The sequence below is a fragment of the uncultured Agrobacterium sp. genome (genome assembly GCA_913777615.1).
Lineage (GTDB): Bacteria > Pseudomonadota > Alphaproteobacteria > Rhizobiales > Rhizobiaceae > Agrobacterium.
This window is the reverse complement of sequence record CAJYTK010000013.1, coordinates 52,460-68,558: the sequence shown is the minus strand read 5'-3', so window position 1 is coordinate 68,558 and position 16,099 is coordinate 52,460. Positions and strand designations below refer to the sequence as shown.

11 protein-coding genes and 1 tRNA gene are annotated in these 16,099 nt (G+C 57.5%); 6 read left to right on the top strand and 6 right to left on the bottom strand.

Annotated features, from left to right (window positions below; genetic code table 11):
- Positions 1-139 precede the first annotated feature (139 nt).
- Positions 140-2,458, top strand: a complete 2,319-nt coding sequence (locus QZ862_RS11895; protein ID WP_296018833.1) for an NADP-dependent malic enzyme — start codon at positions 140-142, stop codon at positions 2,456-2,458.
- 145 nt (positions 2,459-2,603) lie between these two features.
- A complete protein-coding gene (locus QZ862_RS11890) occupies positions 2,604-3,803 on the top strand; it encodes a DUF2865 domain-containing protein (RefSeq protein ID WP_296100070.1) in 1,200 nt (399 codons plus the stop codon).
- Between the two features lie 921 nt (positions 3,804-4,724).
- On the opposite strand, the gene murI is transcribed toward QZ862_RS11890, so the two are convergent.
- The 3 genes from murI to QZ862_RS11875 all read right to left on the bottom strand — a co-directional run bounded on the left by murI (position 4,725) and on the right by QZ862_RS11875 (position 6,976).
- On the bottom strand, positions 4,725-5,558 hold the full coding sequence (gene murI, locus QZ862_RS11885; protein WP_296100067.1) for a glutamate racemase: 834 nt from the start codon (positions 5,556-5,558) through the stop codon (positions 4,725-4,727).
- Complete coding sequence (locus QZ862_RS11880; protein ID WP_296018827.1) at positions 5,536-6,369, bottom strand: RNA methyltransferase; 834 nt, start codon at positions 6,367-6,369, stop codon at positions 5,536-5,538. The genes murI and QZ862_RS11880 overlap by 23 nt, the downstream gene beginning before the upstream one ends.
- Before the next feature lie 76 nt (positions 6,370-6,445).
- Positions 6,446-6,976: a hypothetical protein gene (locus QZ862_RS11875; RefSeq protein ID WP_296018826.1), complete on the bottom strand. Its 531-nt coding sequence runs from the start codon at positions 6,974-6,976 to the stop codon at positions 6,446-6,448.
- Between the two features lie 213 nt (positions 6,977-7,189).
- On the opposite strand from QZ862_RS11875, the gene QZ862_RS11870 reads away from it, so the two are divergent.
- The 3 genes from QZ862_RS11870 (at position 7,190) to QZ862_RS11860 (ending at position 11,508) form a co-directional block, all read left to right on the top strand.
- The gene (locus QZ862_RS11870; protein WP_296100064.1) at positions 7,190-8,404 is read left to right on the top strand and encodes an NADP-dependent isocitrate dehydrogenase; all 1,215 of its coding nucleotides are present in this window, start codon (positions 7,190-7,192) and stop codon (positions 8,402-8,404) included.
- 129 nt (positions 8,405-8,533) lie between these two features.
- Positions 8,534-9,157 (top strand): glutathione S-transferase family protein, encoded by a 624-nt coding sequence (locus QZ862_RS11865; RefSeq protein WP_296100061.1) that lies wholly within the window; start codon positions 8,534-8,536, stop codon positions 9,155-9,157.
- Positions 9,158-9,390: 233 nt separating this feature from the next.
- Positions 9,391-11,508 carry a bifunctional diguanylate cyclase/phosphodiesterase gene (locus tag QZ862_RS11860; protein ID WP_296078127.1) on the top strand — a complete coding sequence of 706 codons (2,118 nt, stop codon included), beginning with the start codon at positions 9,391-9,393 and terminating at the stop codon, positions 11,506-11,508.
- 140 nt (positions 11,509-11,648) lie between these two features.
- On the opposite strand, the gene lipB is transcribed toward QZ862_RS11860, so the two are convergent.
- Complete coding sequence (lipB, locus tag QZ862_RS11855; protein WP_296100059.1) at positions 11,649-12,383, bottom strand: lipoyl(octanoyl) transferase LipB; 735 nt, start codon at positions 12,381-12,383, stop codon at positions 11,649-11,651.
- A 188-nt stretch (positions 12,384-12,571) separates the two neighbouring features.
- Between lipB and QZ862_RS11850 the strand changes: the two genes are divergently transcribed.
- Positions 12,572-12,656: transfer RNA gene (locus QZ862_RS11850), tRNA-Leu, on the top strand.
- 89 nt (positions 12,657-12,745) lie between these two features.
- Here QZ862_RS11850 and QZ862_RS11845 read toward each other — a convergent pair.
- Both QZ862_RS11845 and alaS read right to left on the bottom strand, forming a co-directional pair.
- Positions 12,746-12,934, bottom strand: coding sequence for a hypothetical protein (locus QZ862_RS11845; protein ID WP_296018815.1), 189 nt, complete (start codon positions 12,932-12,934; stop codon positions 12,746-12,748).
- A 470-nt stretch (positions 12,935-13,404) separates the two neighbouring features.
- Positions 13,405-16,068: an alanine--tRNA ligase gene (gene alaS, locus QZ862_RS11840; protein ID WP_296100057.1), complete on the bottom strand. Its 2,664-nt coding sequence runs from the start codon at positions 16,066-16,068 to the stop codon at positions 13,405-13,407.
- Positions 16,069-16,099: the final 31 nt, after the last annotated feature.

Here is a 16,099-nt window from a genome sequence, read left to right as displayed (position 1 = left end):
TTCGATGGCCGGGGTCCTGGCTTTTTGCGAATAGCGACATTTACGCTTTTGCATACCACCCGCCAAATAAACGGCTGTACCACCGGTATGTTTGTTGTATGCAAAGACCTTCACGATAATTGAAATAAGCGGTGAAAAGATGAGTTCTCAGGACAAGGGCACGACGCCAAGCAAGAGCACGAGCAATGCGGATCTGGATGAGCAGGCGCTTTTCTACCACCGCTATCCTCGCCCCGGAAAACTTGAAATCCAAGCATCCAAACCGCTCGGCAACCAGCGAGATCTGGCACTTGCCTATTCGCCAGGGGTCGCAGCCCCGTGTCTTGCTATCCATGAGAATCCTGAAACGGCAGCGGAATATACCGCACGCGCCAACCTTGTGGCGGTGATTTCCAACGGCACCGCCGTCCTCGGTCTGGGCAATATCGGGCCGTTGGCATCAAAGCCCGTCATGGAAGGCAAAGCCGTCCTCTTCAAGAAATTCGCCGGCATCGACGTCTTCGATATCGAAATCGAGGCGCCCGGCATCAACGACATGGTGTCTACCATTTCGGCGCTGGAGCCGACCTTTGGCGGTATCAATCTCGAAGATATCAAGGCGCCGGAGTGTTTCGAAGTCGAGCGCCAGCTGCGCGCTAAGATGAACATCCCGGTCTTCCACGACGATCAGCATGGTACGGCCATCATCGTTGCCGCAGCCGTGACCAATGCTCTGGAACTTGCAGGCAAGTCTCTTTCCGACGTCAAGATCGTTGCCTCCGGTGCCGGTGCAGCGGCTCTCGCCTGCCTCAACCTACTTGTTGAGATGGGCGCAAAGCGGGAAAACATCTGGGTCCATGATATTGAGGGCCTCGTCTACGAAGGCCGCAACACGCTGATGGACGAATGGAAGGAAATCTACGCGCAAAAGACCGACAAGCGCGTGCTGGCCGAATCCATCGAAGGCGCCGATGTTTTCCTTGGTCTGTCGGCTGCTGGCGTTCTCAAGCCCGAGCTTCTGGCCAAGATGGCGGAAAAGCCGCTGATTCTGGCATTGGCCAACCCAAAGCCTGAGATCATGCCGGATGAAGCGCGCGCTGCCCGCCCTGACGCGATGATCTGCACGGGCCGTTCCGACTTCCCGAACCAGGTCAATAACGTCCTCTGCTTCCCTTACATCTTCCGCGGTGCGCTGGATTGTGGCGCAACCAGCATCAATGAAGAAATGAAAATGGCAGCCGTTCGCGCCATCGCCGAATTGGCCCGCGAGGAAGTCTCCGAAGTCGCGGCCAAGGCCTACAGCGAGGAAACTCCGGTCTTCGGCCCGAACTACCTCATTCCGTCACCTTTCGATCCGCGTCTTATCCTGCGTATCGCGCCGGCGGTTGCCCGCGCGGCTGCCGCAAGCGGTGTCGCTTCGCGACCGATCACGGATTTCGACGCCTATCTCGACCAGCTGAACCGGTTCGTGTGGCGCTCCGGCTTCATCATGAAGCCGATCTTCAACAGCGCCAAGAGCGCGGAAAAGAAGCGCATCATCTTTGCGGAGGGCGAAGACGAGCGCGTGCTGCGCGCAGCCCAGGTTCTCCTCGAAGAAGGAACAGGTGTTCCGATCCTGATCGGGCGTCCGCAGATTATCGAAACGCGCCTGAAGCGCTTTGGCCTGCGCATTCGTCCGAATGCCGATTTCGCCGTCGTCAATCCCGAAGACGATCCGCGCTACCGTGAATATGTCGACGACTACTTCGCGCTTGTCGGTCGCGCCGGCATCAATCCGGAAGCAGCCCGCACGATCATACGCACAAACAGCACGGTCATCGGCGCGCTTTCCGTCAAGCGCGGCGAGGCGGATGCGTTGATCTGCGGTCTTGAAGGCCGGTTCGACCGGCACTTGCGTGACGTGAACCAGATCATCGGCAAGCAAGAAGGCGTGCAGTCCTTCGCTGGCCTCAGTCTGCTGATCACGCAGCGCGGCGCGCTGTTCATGACGGACACCTTCGTCAACTACGATCCAAGCTCTGAAGACATTGCCGAGATGGCGATGCTGGCGGCCAAGGAAATCAAGCGCTTCGGCATCACGCCAAAGATCGCGCTTGCCAGCCATTCAAACTTCGGATCGCGTGATTCTGCCAGCGCCCGCAAGATGCGCGCTGCATTGCAACTCGTTCGCGATGCAGCGCCGCATCTGGAAATCGATGGCGAAATGCAGGGTGGCTCAGCGCTTTCGGAAATTCTGCGCAAACGCGCCATGCCGAACAGCGCGCTTTCCGGCGAAGCGAACCTCCTGGTGTTTCCGAACCTCGATTCGGCCAATATCTCGCTTGGCATCGTTCGCACCATGACGGAAGGACTGCATGTCGGCCCGATCCTGCTCGGTACCGCGCTTCCGGCCCACATCCTGTCACCGACCGTCACGTCTCGCGGTGTGGTCAATATGGCAGCGCTCGCCGCCGTGCAGGCGTCTCATCCCTCTGCGTGAGGACTTTGGCCGCCCGACATTGCGTGATTTCCAATTAACGCAATTTTGAAACTGCTGTTGCCGCATTGCGGCACAGCCCTATGCTATCCTGAACTTAATCATGCTGCGCGCGTTCGTGATTGATGTTGAGAAGGATGCCGACTGAATGCTGACCGGCCTGCATAAATCCGCTTTACCTGTTTCGCCACGCAGCATCCGGCTTATCTGCTCTGTGCTGGCCGCCTGCCTCGTTGCCCCGCTTACGACGCAGGCACAGGACATCTGCGAAACGCTTGAGGCGCAGCTCAGACAACCCTCAAACTCCACGCAGGTCATCGGCAACACGTCGGAGGTGCGACGGTTCGCCAATGCGCTGACGCAGCAGAATCTCGTCATACGCCGCATCAAGAACGATCTGCGACGCTATGGCTGCTCATCCGGCAGCGTCATCGTTTATGGCAACCCCAACACCGATCTGTGCCTGGAAATCACCGATGCGTTGACGCAGGCCGAAGTCGAGCGGGACATGATCGAGCAAGACCGCAATCATGCGCTTTCGCAACGGCGCAACGTTGACGCAGACCGACAAGACCGCATCATGGCGGCACTTGAGGCAGAAGGTTGCCTTGACAGAGGTCCGTCCGATTATGCCTCAATAGATCCTCTGCCCGATACACAGCCGCGCGACTATACTGACCCGCTCCGCGACGATGATGGCTGGGGCAATGGCTATGCGCCCGGTCCCGACATACAGGTTCAAGGCGAACTGAGGACGCTTTGTGTACGCACATGCGACGGGGCCTTCTTCCCGATCTCGTCCAATGCATCTCCGCAGGATTTCCCGGAGCAGGCGGCCCAATGCGAGCGGATGTGCCCGGGAACCGAAACGGAACTTTTCTATCATGCCATGGTGGGACAGGAGAGCTCCGACATGGTGTCGGCAAAGACCGGCCAGCCCTATAAGTCGATGCCGACCGCTTTCGCCTACCGAAACGGCTCGCCGTCTTCGCGCTCTGCGTCATGCAGTTGCAACATGGCTGCCTATCATCAGGAAATGAAGCGGCAGGAGCAGCAGGCGAGCGCACCTCAATCTCTGCCAAATCATTCCTCTTCGAACGAGACGCCGTCTACCCAGCCCTACTCGGGCATCACCCGCATTCCCTCTCCCCAGCCTGAGACCAAAAAGCCTGCAGATCAACCCGCATCCCCACAAGAGGAAGCCAAGGCCGCCCCTGTTCCAGAACGCGATTACGATCCGAAGAACAGCAAGGTCCGTGTTGTCGGTCCCCAATTCCTCCCGGAAGAAACCAGCCGCATCGACTTGAAAAATCCCGCATTGAAAGGCGCGCAGCCACAGCAAGAATAGCGTGAGGGCTTGAAGCACGTCCCGCAAAAGCATGCAGTGGTTTTGGAAGCCGACCTGCCCAAAAAAGCAGACATCGAAAGCAAGATCGCGACACGATTGTCTCCTCGCCAGAGGAACTCCAGCCAACCGACGTTGACCGGAGAGACCTCTGACTAAGCGATCCTTTAGCGTCGAGCGATGACTTAGAGTCTCCACCGACGTGGACGGCTTCAGTTCGCCAGCGCACTTTACCGCGAGGATGCGTCGCACTCTTGCCTAGATCGCTTTAGAACCGCGGAAACCAGGGCGGCACGAGCGGCTCGCCCGGCACAGGCTCTCTGACAGGGAGGCCAACGTCGCGTCTCATGCGATCCGACAGGTGCGCCGCATGATTTTTTGTCCGCTGACGGGTCAGCATACCAAGCAGCACCGCTTTCAAGGTGGCTCCAACGCCAAAGGTCCGAACCAGTTCGTCAACGGCTTTCGATAGATCATTTACACTCAAAGATTGTTGTTTAGACATAAGTCATCCGTCCCGGCGCAGAAAAGCAACCAGGTCCTCTTGTGATGAAAAAAGGCGTGCGGAAACTGCCTGCGAAGAAAAGCCTACGCGTTCAGAAGACTAGTCGACACACCGTGATGTATAGTGAAAAGCCTGACAAGGCAGCGAAAAGCTTAAATCGCCATTCCGCGTCGGTTTCCGCGCAGCAAATGTCCGGAAGATACCGGAGATACGGAGGAAACGGGCCCATAGAGGCGTGTGTGCTTAAATGTGGTCATTCAACGCCTCCTGTTTTTGAGTTACGGGCCTGATTTTTGTGACACAGCTCCGGTCTATCCGCAAGAGGTTCAATCTCGAATTGTATCAATCAACGGTTTGTGAGTGCAAAAATGTCACATCAACGGATAAGGACATCCGAATGACCGACAAAACCGGCGGATTTAGGCGCGATCTTCGCCTGACGCCGTCCTCAAACCGAAGCCCTGCATTAATCGTCGTGTGGTGAAATCCGGACGACCAGACGTGAAAACCGCAAAATCGAAGCCTTCCGGGTGGTCCACGCCCGGCAACACCTTTACCTTGCGGCGCGCTTGCCGAGCAATGGCTTCGGCAGGATCGAGCCAGTCCACCGGCCAGGGCGCAAGCTTGCGAAACAGATTTGCCATGAAGGGATAATGGGTACAGGCAAGTACGACGATATCTGTTTGCCTGCCCTTGTCCTCGATGAAGCAGGGCGAGATTTCAGCAAGCACCGCCTCGTCCGAGACAGTTTCGCCTCTGATCCAGCTCTCCGCCATTCTGGCAAGGTTCTCAGAACCCACCAGCGTGACATGGCATTGAGAGGCAAAGGACTGAATAAGATCGCGGGTGTAAGCCCGCTTGACCGTGCCGGGCGTCGCCAGAACCGAAACCAGGCCCGAACGTGTACGTTCTGCCGCTGGCTTGATGGCCGGAACCGTCCCGACGAACGTCATGTCGGGAAAAGCCTCCCGCAAATCGGCGCCTGCAAGCGTGAAAGCGGTGTTGCAGGCAATGATGCACAGTTCCGGTTGATACGTTTCGAGCAGGTCAGCAAACAAGGTAAGGATGCGCTGGCGCAAACCATCCTCTTCCCAGCCCCCATAGGGAAAGCCCGCATCGTCAGCGATATAGATGAAGCCTCGCTCGGGCATCAACACCCGCGCCTCACGCAGAACCGTCAGCCCGCCAATGCCAGAATCGAAAACGAGAATCGGCTTGGATAGAGAAACGTCAGTCGTTGTCGCCAGAGCCATTCTTTGAGGTCCCCTCGCCTTCGGCGCCCTTGCCTGCCCCTTTCGGCCAGCGGCGCGGAAAGGCATCGAGCGACTTGATCACGCCGCGAAACACGCTGATTTCCTGCTCGGTGAAACCACGCCGTGACAGAACAGCCCGCAGATTGTCCACCATTTTCGGCTTTTTTTCAGCCGGATGAAAATATCCACGCGCATCCAGCGCCTCTTCGATCTGATCGAACAGGCCGAAAACCTGCGCTTTGGTGGAAGGCCGTTGCTGAACGGAATCGAACGCCGTCTCCGCAAGATCCTCCATGCCGGATTTCATCCATTCATAGGACATCAACAGGACGGCTTGGGCAATATTCAATGAAGCGAATGCCGGATTGACGGGGAATGTGACAATCTCATCGGCAAGCGCTACTTCCTCGTTGGTCAGTCCCCAACGTTCGCGACCGAAGAGAACTCCAGTCTTTTCGCCCGCCTTGAACTTGGCGCGTAGAGTTTCGGTCGCAGTGACAGGGGATCGCACCGGCTTGAAACCATAGCGTTCGCGGGCAGTCGTTGCGTAGACAAAGTTAAGGTCGCGGATGGCGTCTTCCAGGGTCTCATAAACCTTGGTGGCATCGATGACGTGATCTGCCTTCGAGGCCGCAGCGCGGGCCTTCTCACTTGGCCAGCCATCACGCGGATTGACCAGACGCAACTCGGCAAGACCGAAATTGGCCATGGCACGCGCCACCATACCGATATTTTCGCCGAGCTGAGGCTCGACCAGGATGATGGCCGGGCCTTCGGCAATAAGTTCGAGATCGCTATTTGTACCTGCCATAGTCGCCTTCCATTTTTTGGGCTTCACTGGCACAGTTTTCCGCGCAAATCAAAGGCAAGCGGGCGCGAAAGACGGCTTATTCGCCTTTGATGATGTTGGTCATCTCCTGCTGCAGGGAATCGCGACCTTCGTCGCCAACGCGGTGTATGTCGTTGATGACCGGCTTGCCGTCCTCCTCGATCACATCGAAATTGACCTGATCGACCGTCTTCTTCATCTCCGCCTCATCCATGCAGGCCCAGAGTTTGAACTTGACTGTCACGTCGCTCACGCCGTCTTTGGGCGGCGCTGCCGAGATGTTGACGTCCTGCAACGGGCAACCGTCCTGAGAATTGGTCACTACATCGTAACCGAAAGGGTCTCCCTTCTCGCCGGACTCTGCTTCATAGGCAGGTTTCTTGGAGGCTTCACGGTACTGAGCGATGAAGGACTTGCTGAAAAGCGTCGTCAGTAGATCTTCGTCGAAGATGTATTTCCAGTCGTCCGCCTCGCCGGACCAGTTCTTCACTGTGATGTCCATAACCTTCTTCACTGGCTCGGTCGGGTCGGCGGCAAAGGCGCTGGAGGAAATGAACATTGCGGCAATGGCGAGCAGAATCTTCTGCATGATGACGTCCTGAAACTTCAGCTTACCCAACGTAAGCGATTCGCCTGAATTTAATCAGCAAGCGCATTTTGGCAATGCAGCAAACGCGTTTTGGTGAAGCCAAAAAAACCGGCCGACGGCTTTGCCTCTGACGCTCGCAATGCTATAGCGCCACGGGATATTTGCCCTTATGGCGCTCGATTGGGCGCAACCGCTCTCGAAGGTGAGGAATTCATGACAAAGATCAAGGTAGCCAATCCGGTCGTCGATCTCGACGGCGACGAAATGACCCGTATCATCTGGCAGCTCATCAAGGACAAGCTGATCCTGCCTTACCTCGATCTCGATATCGAATACTACGACCTTTCCGTCGAAAACCGCGACGCGACCAACGACCAGGTAACCGTCGACGCGGCGCACGCCATCAAGAAGCACGGCGTCGGCATCAAGTGTGCGACGATCACGCCGGACGAAGCCCGTGTGCAGGAATTCAACCTCAAGCAGATGTGGAAGAGCCCGAACGGCACGATCCGTAACATTCTGGGCGGCGTCATTTTCCGCGAACCGATCATCTGCAAGAACGTACCGCGCCTGGTCCCAGGCTGGACCCAGCCGATCGTTGTCGGCCGTCACGCTTTTGGCGACCAGTACAAGGCAACCGATTTCAAGTTCCCCGGCAAGGGCAAGCTGACGATCAAGTTCGTCGGTGAAGATGGCCAGGTCATAGAGAAGGACGTGTTCGACGCTCCGAGCGCAGGCGTGGCACTTGCCATGTACAACCTCGACGACTCCATCCGCGAATTCGCCCGTGCGTCCATGAACTACGGCCTGATGCGCAAGTGGCCGGTGTACCTCTCCACGAAGAACACCATCCTGAAGGCCTATGACGGTCGCTTCAAGGACATCTTCGAAGAGGTCTACCAAAGCGAATTCAAGGCGCAGTTCGACGAAGCAGGCATCATCTATGAACACCGCCTGATCGATGACATGGTCGCGTCCGCGCTGAAGTGGTCCGGTGGCTACATCTGGGCCTGCAAGAACTACGACGGCGACGTTCAGTCGGACACCGTCGCACAGGGCTTCGGCTCGCTCGGTCTGATGACCTCGGTTCTTCTGTCTCCGGACGGTCGCACGGTGGAAGCAGAAGCGGCGCACGGTACGGTCACGCGCCACTACCGCCAGCATCAGAAGGGCCAGGAAACCTCGACCAACTCCATCGCGTCGATCTTCGCATGGACCCGTGGTCTAGCCCACCGCGCCAAGCTGGACGACAACGCAGAACTGGCAAAGTTCGCATCCACGCTGGAAACCGTCTGCGTCGACACGGTTGAAGCCGGCTACATGACCAAGGACCTCGCGCTCCTCATCGGACCCGATCAGCCTTGGCTCTCCACCACCGCCTTCCTCGACAAGATCGACGAAAATCTCAAGAAGGCCATGGCTGCCTGATCGGCACCTGCCCTTCCAAAATCGATGGAAACCCGGCCTTCGCGCCGGGTTTTCTTTTTGCCCCCGGGCGCTGTCTTGATTAGGTCGTCCTGCCGGAGCAAACTCCCATCACCAAATAGGGAGAGAGACATGAACGATCTGACATTTTACACCCACCCCATGTCACGCGGACGCATCATCCGTTGGATGCTAGAGGAAGTGGGCGCGCCGTACGATACAAGAATCATCGGCTTTGACAGCGATATGAAGGCTGGCGAGTACAAAGCGATCAATCCCATGGGCAAGGTGCCAGCGATCAAGCATGGCGACGTGGTCGTGACGGAATGCGCGGCAATCTGCGCCTATCTGGCAGATGCTTTTCCCGAAAAGGGGCTTGCCCCGCCAAGCTCCAACCGTGGTCTCTACTATCGCTGGCTCTTCTTCGCGGCTGGTCCGCTGGAAATGGGCGTCACCAACCGCGCTATGGGCTTTGAAATTCCGGAAGACAAATATCGCATGGCGGGCTGCGGACGCTTCGAGGACCTTATGGACACCCTGGAATACGCCGTAACACAGACTGTTTTCATCGCTGGCGAAAAATTCACAGCTGCTGACGTCTATGTGGGCTCGCATATTGGTTGGGGACTGCAATTTGGCACGCTGGAGAAGCGCTTGGCGTTCACCGATTATCTCGGGCGTCTTGCGCAGCGCCCAGCTTTCTCGCGAGCTCAGGAGATCGATGACGCGCTCATCAAACAGATGAAGGCAAGCTGATCCAATTACGTTCGGAATACCCACACTCTATCAGAGGATGCGTCGCCCAAGCTGCAAAAACCAACCTTAGATTGAGATAAGTCATTGTAGATATTATAAAATTTAACCCCGACCACATATGAATCATTAACTCGTTGTGTTGTAAAACCAATAAGTGCCAATGGGCCTGCGAACGCAGTACACGGTTGCTGCGTTCGCGCTGACGCAGCGCCTTACAACGAGAGGCGACTGTAATGATGACTGTGCTTGGATGCATCGTCTATGACCACAACATCTGGCTGGTGCTGATGGCCGTCTTGCTGTGCGGCACTGGGTCATGGGTGACATCGCGGCTTTTCAGCAAGACGATAACAGCGAGCGGAAAACAGCGCGTGGGCTGGCAGGCAATGACAGCACTTTCCGCGGGCGTGGCGATTTGGTGCACGCATTTCGTCGCCATGCTCGGCTATGATGCGCGCGTACCGATCGGCTTCGATCTGCCGTTGACCGTGGTTTCGCTTCTGGCCGTGGTGTTCGGTAATGCAATCGGTTTCGCAGTAGCCATCAGCAAGCGGCATTTTCTCATGCCCGCCTTGGGCGGCGCGATCGTCGGTCTCGCAATCTCCACCATGCACTATACCGGCATGATAGCCTATCGTGTGCAGGGCATCGTATCCTGGGACGCGACCTACCTCGTCGCCTCCATCCTTCTCTCCGTCGCGCTGTCTTCGGCTGCACTGCATTTTGGCATGCGAAAAGGCAGCAACCTGATGGCAGTGGTCTTGACCCTTGCCATTGCTGTCTTGCACTTCACAGGCATGACGGCATTCCGCATCGAGCCGATGTTCGTCGATGGATCCTTCTCCAATCCGGATTCCCTCTGGACTCTGGCCATCGCGATTTCCGGCATGGCTTTCGTCATCGTTGCCTGCGGCCTGGTCAGCTACCTCATCGATAACGGCACACGCGCCGAGACCATTGAGCATCTTCGCCAAATGGCCTTGTACGACGCTCTGACCGGCCTCCCCAACCGCGCGAACTTCAACGAGAAGCTGGATCGTGAGCTTGCGGTCGCCGATACGCAAAAGATCAGGATCGCCATGATCGGGATCGATCTCAATCGGTTCAAGGAAATCAACGATACACGCGGCCATCATGTGGGGGACGAAGTGTTGACCGACCTTGGAATACGGCTCAAAAACCTCGTTCGCGAGGACAAGGGCGAGTTTATCGCCCGCGTTGGAGGAGACGAGTTTGCAGCCCTCTTCCGCATTGAGGACAAAGACCTAACCGGCGTCAACAGGTTCCTGAAAGGTCTCGAAGCCGTGATGTTCAGTCCGATCAACGTCGACGAATCTCAAATTGTTGCCGGCGCGAGCTTCGGTGTCGCCATCTACCCGAACGATGCGACCACCAAGGAAACGCTCGTCAGCAACGCAGACCTTGCAATGTACCGGGCGAAGTCGCAACTAACGGAAAAACGCGTCTGCTTCTATGAAGCAGGCATGGACACGGCCGTCAAAGCACGTCGCTGCATGGCGGCTGATTTGCGCAAAGCGCTGTCGCGCAATCAACTTTCAATCCACTACCAGGTACAGACCTCGGTCTCTACTGGAGAGGTCACGGGCTACGAAGCCCTCTTGCGTTGGCACCATCCCGAGCATGGTTTCATCCCGCCTTCAGACTTTATTCCGCTCGCGGAGGAGAATGGCCTTATCTTGCAACTTGGGGAGTGGGTGCTGCGCACGGCATGCACCGCCGCGGCCTCATGGGAACCAGCCTGCAAAGTCGCCGTCAACCTGTCCGCAGTCCAGTTTGCCGCTGGCGATCTGCCCAAGCTCGTCATGAGCGTGCTTCTGGAAACGGGACTTGCCCCACATAGGCTGGAGCTGGAACTCACGGAGACGGCCATCCTGAAGGATCGTGAGCGCGCCTTTCACATGCTTCGCCAGATCAAGTCCTATGGGGTCTCCGTCGCTCTCGACGACTTTGGCATAGGTTATTCTTCGATTGATACGTTGCGGTCCTTCCCGTTCAGCAAGATCAAGCTCGACCGCTCCTTTATTGATGAAGCCCACAGCAATGAGGAAGCGCTGACCATTATCCGCACGGTACTGGCACTCGGCAAGGGCCTCAGAATTCCGGTACTGGCGGAAGGGGTAGAAACGAAGGAACAACTGTCCCTTCTTGAATCCGAAGGATGTGGGGAAGCACAGGGCTACTTGCTCGGACGTCCCGCATCACTCGATCAGATCTTAGCGACGGGGCGCTTGAGCATCGTCGAGCGATCCCTCAGTTCATCAATAGCAGACGCCAAGGACCAGACAAGCGTAGCCGACGTGGCTGTTGGACGAACGGGCACGGACGGCTGAGCCTGAGAACCCCTGACCACGCACCATCGCTGCGCATGGGCTGCTAGACCATCTTGGAGAGAGCAGAAGCGTTGGGCGAATTAGCCCAAGCGCCGGAAGCGCCCTGTAGCCGCAGAGCCGAAGCGCGCGATGTAACCTCGTCAAGCCGCAGCGCCGCTTTTCTCATTCGCGGTATCGCCAAAGACTTCCTCAAAAGCCTCGCGCAAAAACACATCGACATCATTGATCATCACCAGAAGACCGAGATCGACGAGGCTTGTGACGCCATATTGCGTGATGCCGCAGGGAACGATCCCGCCGAAGTGGCTCAGATCTGGATCCACGTTGATCGAAAGACCGTGGAAGCTCACCCATTTGCGCAAGCGAATACCGAGTGCCGCAATCTTGTCCTCCGACATCGAGCCGTCCGGCAGAAGCGGCTTCTCCGGCCTGCGTACCCAAACACCCACGCGGTCCTCACGCCGCTCGCCCCTGACGTTCATCTTGTCGAGCGTGCGGATGATGACCTCCTCCAGTGAGGCCACATAGGCGCGCACATCCTGGCGTCTGCGCTTGAGGTCAAGCATCACATAGACCACACGCTGTCCCGGCCCGTGATATGTATATTCGCCGCCTCGCCCCGTCGCGAAGACAGGAAAGCGATCCGGCTCGATCAGGTCGGACGAATCGGCACTTGTACCAGCCGTGTAGAGCGGTGGATGCTCCAGCAGCCACACAAGCTCATCGGCTTCACCCGCAGCGATTGCCGCAACCTCACGCTCCATTTCCTCAATCGCCTGCTCATAAGGCACCAGCCCGTCGGAGATTCGCCAGCGCACACGCGGCGAGCCTGCGACAGGATACATTTTTTGGGTGAGATCGGTGCGTGTGAGCATGAAAATGTCCTTTCCACAGCCTTCTGGCAGAATGAAATTGAGGCTGCAAGCCCAGCGTTTCAGGGCTTCTTTCATATAGGGAGCGAAAGGCCTGTTTTTAATTTCAAAAAACTGTCACGACGCTCTTGTGCACCCAAAATCCTTTTGCTACATGCACCCCCGTCGGCGCAAGTCGATCCTACCACGATGCGGTCGTGGCGGAATTGGTAGACGCGCAGCGTTGAGGTCGCTGTGGGGCAACCCGTGGAAGTTCGAGTCTTCTCGACCGCACCAAAAGAAAAACCCGCTTCGGCGGGTTTTTCTTTGTCTTCAGTTATCTAAGCGATTTCTCTAAAGCTTTACGCGAAGGCCCTATAACCCAATCAATGGATCGGGATGTTTCTTTTATCCGCCTCTTCCTTGATAATATCTTCCACCAATTCGCGCTTCAGCGACGGATTTCCGAGTAGATAATCATCCGCAATTTCGAAGATGGATTTCGGGCTCTCGGCACGACTGAGCGTATCGAGATCCTGTGCGATCTGCTGTCGAAGCTCTGTATAATTTTCCATGATGGTCTCCTCTGTTGAGAAGACAATGCGGACAGCCGCGCGCGAGTTCCTTGGCAACAAGAAACCATCCGCGAGGAAGGGCCAGGTGAGGAAGACTGAATGCTGCGGGTCGCGCATCAGCCGTTGATATTCATCGAACCACGCACCGCACATCCGATAGCCATGTTTCGTCACCAGAACGCAGCGGTGCGACCTTAAGGTAATGTCGCACTCGAACGCGGCAAACGCTACAGAACGGCTCCTACGAGGGAAACATGCTCCCCCTGACGTAGCATGCTAAGTCACACATCGCCGATAAGCGATCGGGCGCTCTCTCGAAGCCAGTCGCCGCATTATTGCGCCTTCCGCTCACTGGGACGCGTGACCGGAAAAAGAAAGGGCCGGAACATCCGATTCGATGTTTCGGCCCCTAATCTATCAGCAGTCACATGCAAGGCCGCTACTTTGCCGCCTTCCAACCTAACGCAGGATCAGCCCGCAAGAGACGCTGCTACTGCTTCGATGGCTTCATCGGCCTTCGATCCATCCGGACCACCAGCCTGCGCCATGTCTGGACGTCCGCCGCCGCCCTTGCCGCCGAGAGCGGCAGAGGCCGTGCGCACCAGATCGACTGCGCTAAAGCGCGACGTCAGGTCTTCAGTGACCGCCGCAACGGCACTCGCCTTGCCATCATCGGAGACTGCGATCAGCAGCACAACGCCGGAGCCTAGAGTGGTCTTGGCGTCGTCAGCGAGACCTTTCAGGTCCTTGGCGTCGATGCCGGACATGGCCTTGGCCATGAACTTCACGCCACCAACCTCTCTCGTGTCACTGGCAGAGCCTTCTGCCGAACCGCCGCCCATGGCAAGCTTGCGGCGGGCGTCCGCCAGTTCACGTTCCAGTTTCTTGCGCTCGTCCAGCAGAGCCTCGACACGCGAAATCACATCGCCTGGCTGCACGCGAAGCGACGATGCGAGCGTCTTCACCCGCTCATCCTGCTCGGCGAGATAGGCAAGTGCGCCTGGTCCCGTAACTGCTTCAACGCGACGTACGCCAGCACCCACTGCGCTCTCACCAAGGACGCGGACAAGACCGATCTGCCCGGTAGCGGAGACATGCGTACCGCCACAGAGCTCGACAGAGTACGGTCGGTTGGCCTTTGCGCCATGAATGCCGGTACCCATCGAGACGACGCGCACTTCATCGCCATATTTTTCGCCGAAGAGCGCCATTGCGCCTTCAGCAATCGCATCGTCAACGCTCATCAGGCGCGTGACGACCGGCGAGTTCTGGAGAATGATTTCATTCGCCATGTCTTCAACGGTCTTCAACTCTTCCGCCGTCATCGGCTTTGGATGCGACACGTCGAAGCGCAGACGCTCAGGCGCAACGAGCGAGCCCTTCTGCGCCACGTGGGTTCCGAGCACTTCGCGCAGCGCTTCGTGCAGCAGATGGGTTGCGGAGTGATTGGCGCGCAGACGCGAACGGCGATCATGATCGACCGTCAACTGCACGGCGTCGCCGAGCTTCACGCCGCCCTTGGCGACCTTGCCGATATGGACGAAGAGGCCCTCGCCCTTCTTTTGCGTGTCGGTCACCGTAAAGCTGCCAGTGTCGGAGGAAATGACACCGGTATCGCCCATCTGGCCGCCAGACTCGCCATAGAACGGCGTCTGGTTGACGACGATCTGGACCGTCTCGCCTTCAGCTGCAGCATCAACCGACTTGCCATCCTTGACGATCGCCTGAACAACACCTTCCGCGGTCTCGGTGTCGTAGCCGAGGAATTCGGTCGCGCCGAACTTTTCCTTCAGCTCGAACCATACGGTTTCAGTCGCCTTGTCACCGGAGCCGGCCCAGTGCGAACGGGCCTCAGCCTTCTGGCGCTCCATGGCGTCGGTGAAGCCGGCAATGTCCACACCGATTTCACGCGCACGCAGTGCGTCCTGCGTCAGATCGAGCGGGAAGCCATAGGTGTCGTAAAGCTTGAAGGCGGTCTCGCCGTCCAGCATGCCGCCCTTGGAAAGGTCGGACGTCGCGTCGGACAGAAGCGACAGACCACGCTCCAGCGTCTTGCGGAAGCGGGTTTCTTCAAGCTTCAGCGTCTCCGAGATCAGCGCTTCGGCGCGCACCAGTTCCGGATAGGCGCGGCCCATCTGCTGAACGAGCGTCGGCAAAAGCTTCCAGATCAGCGGCTCCTTGGAACCCAGGAGCTCGGCATGACGCATGGCGCGGCGCATGATGCGGCGCAGAACGTAACCACGGCCTTCATTCGACGGCAGAACGCCATCGGCAATCAGGAACGCGGAGGACCGCAGATGGTCGGCGATGACCCGGTGGCTTGCGCGCTTCTCGCCTTCAGCCGGAACGCCGGTCGCTTCGACGGATGCGGAAATCAGGGCGCGGAAAAGGTCGGTATCGTAATTGTCATGCTTGCCTTGCAGCAGAGCGGAGATGCGCTCAAGGCCCATACCCGTGTCGATGGATGGACGCGGCAGGTTGATGCGCTCTTCCTTCGTCACCTGCTCGTACTGCATGAAAACGAGGTTCCAGATCTCGATGAAACGGTCGCCATCCTCATCGGCAGAGCCAGGAGGTCCGCCCCAGATATGATCGCCGTGGTCATAGAAAATTTCGGAGCACGGACCGCAGGGACCGGTGTCGCCCATGGCCCAGAAGTTATCGCTGGTCGGAATGCGAATGATGCGATCATCGGAAAAACCAGCGATCTTCTTCCATAGATCGAAGGCTTCGTCATCGGTGTGATAGACCGTCACCAGAAGACGGTTCTTGTCGATGCCGAACTCCTTCGTAATCAGGTTCCAGGCATGCGTAATCGCCTCTTCCTTGAAGTAATCGCCGAAGGAGAAGTTGCCGAGCATTTCGAAGAAGGTGTGGTGACGCGCGGTGTAGCCAACGTTATCCAGGTCGTTATGCTTGCCGCCGGCGCGGACGCATTTTTGCGACGAAGCAGCCTTGGAATAAGGGCGGCTTTCAAGACCAGTGAAAACGTTTTTGAACTGGACCATCCCCGCATTGGTGAACATCAGTGTCGGGTCGTTGCGCGGCACCAGCGGGCTGGATGGCACAATTTCATGGCCGTTCTTCTTGAAGTAGTCGAGGAAAGTCGACCGGATTTCATTCACACCGCTCATACGAAGTCCTTCATTGCCACGCTCACGCAGC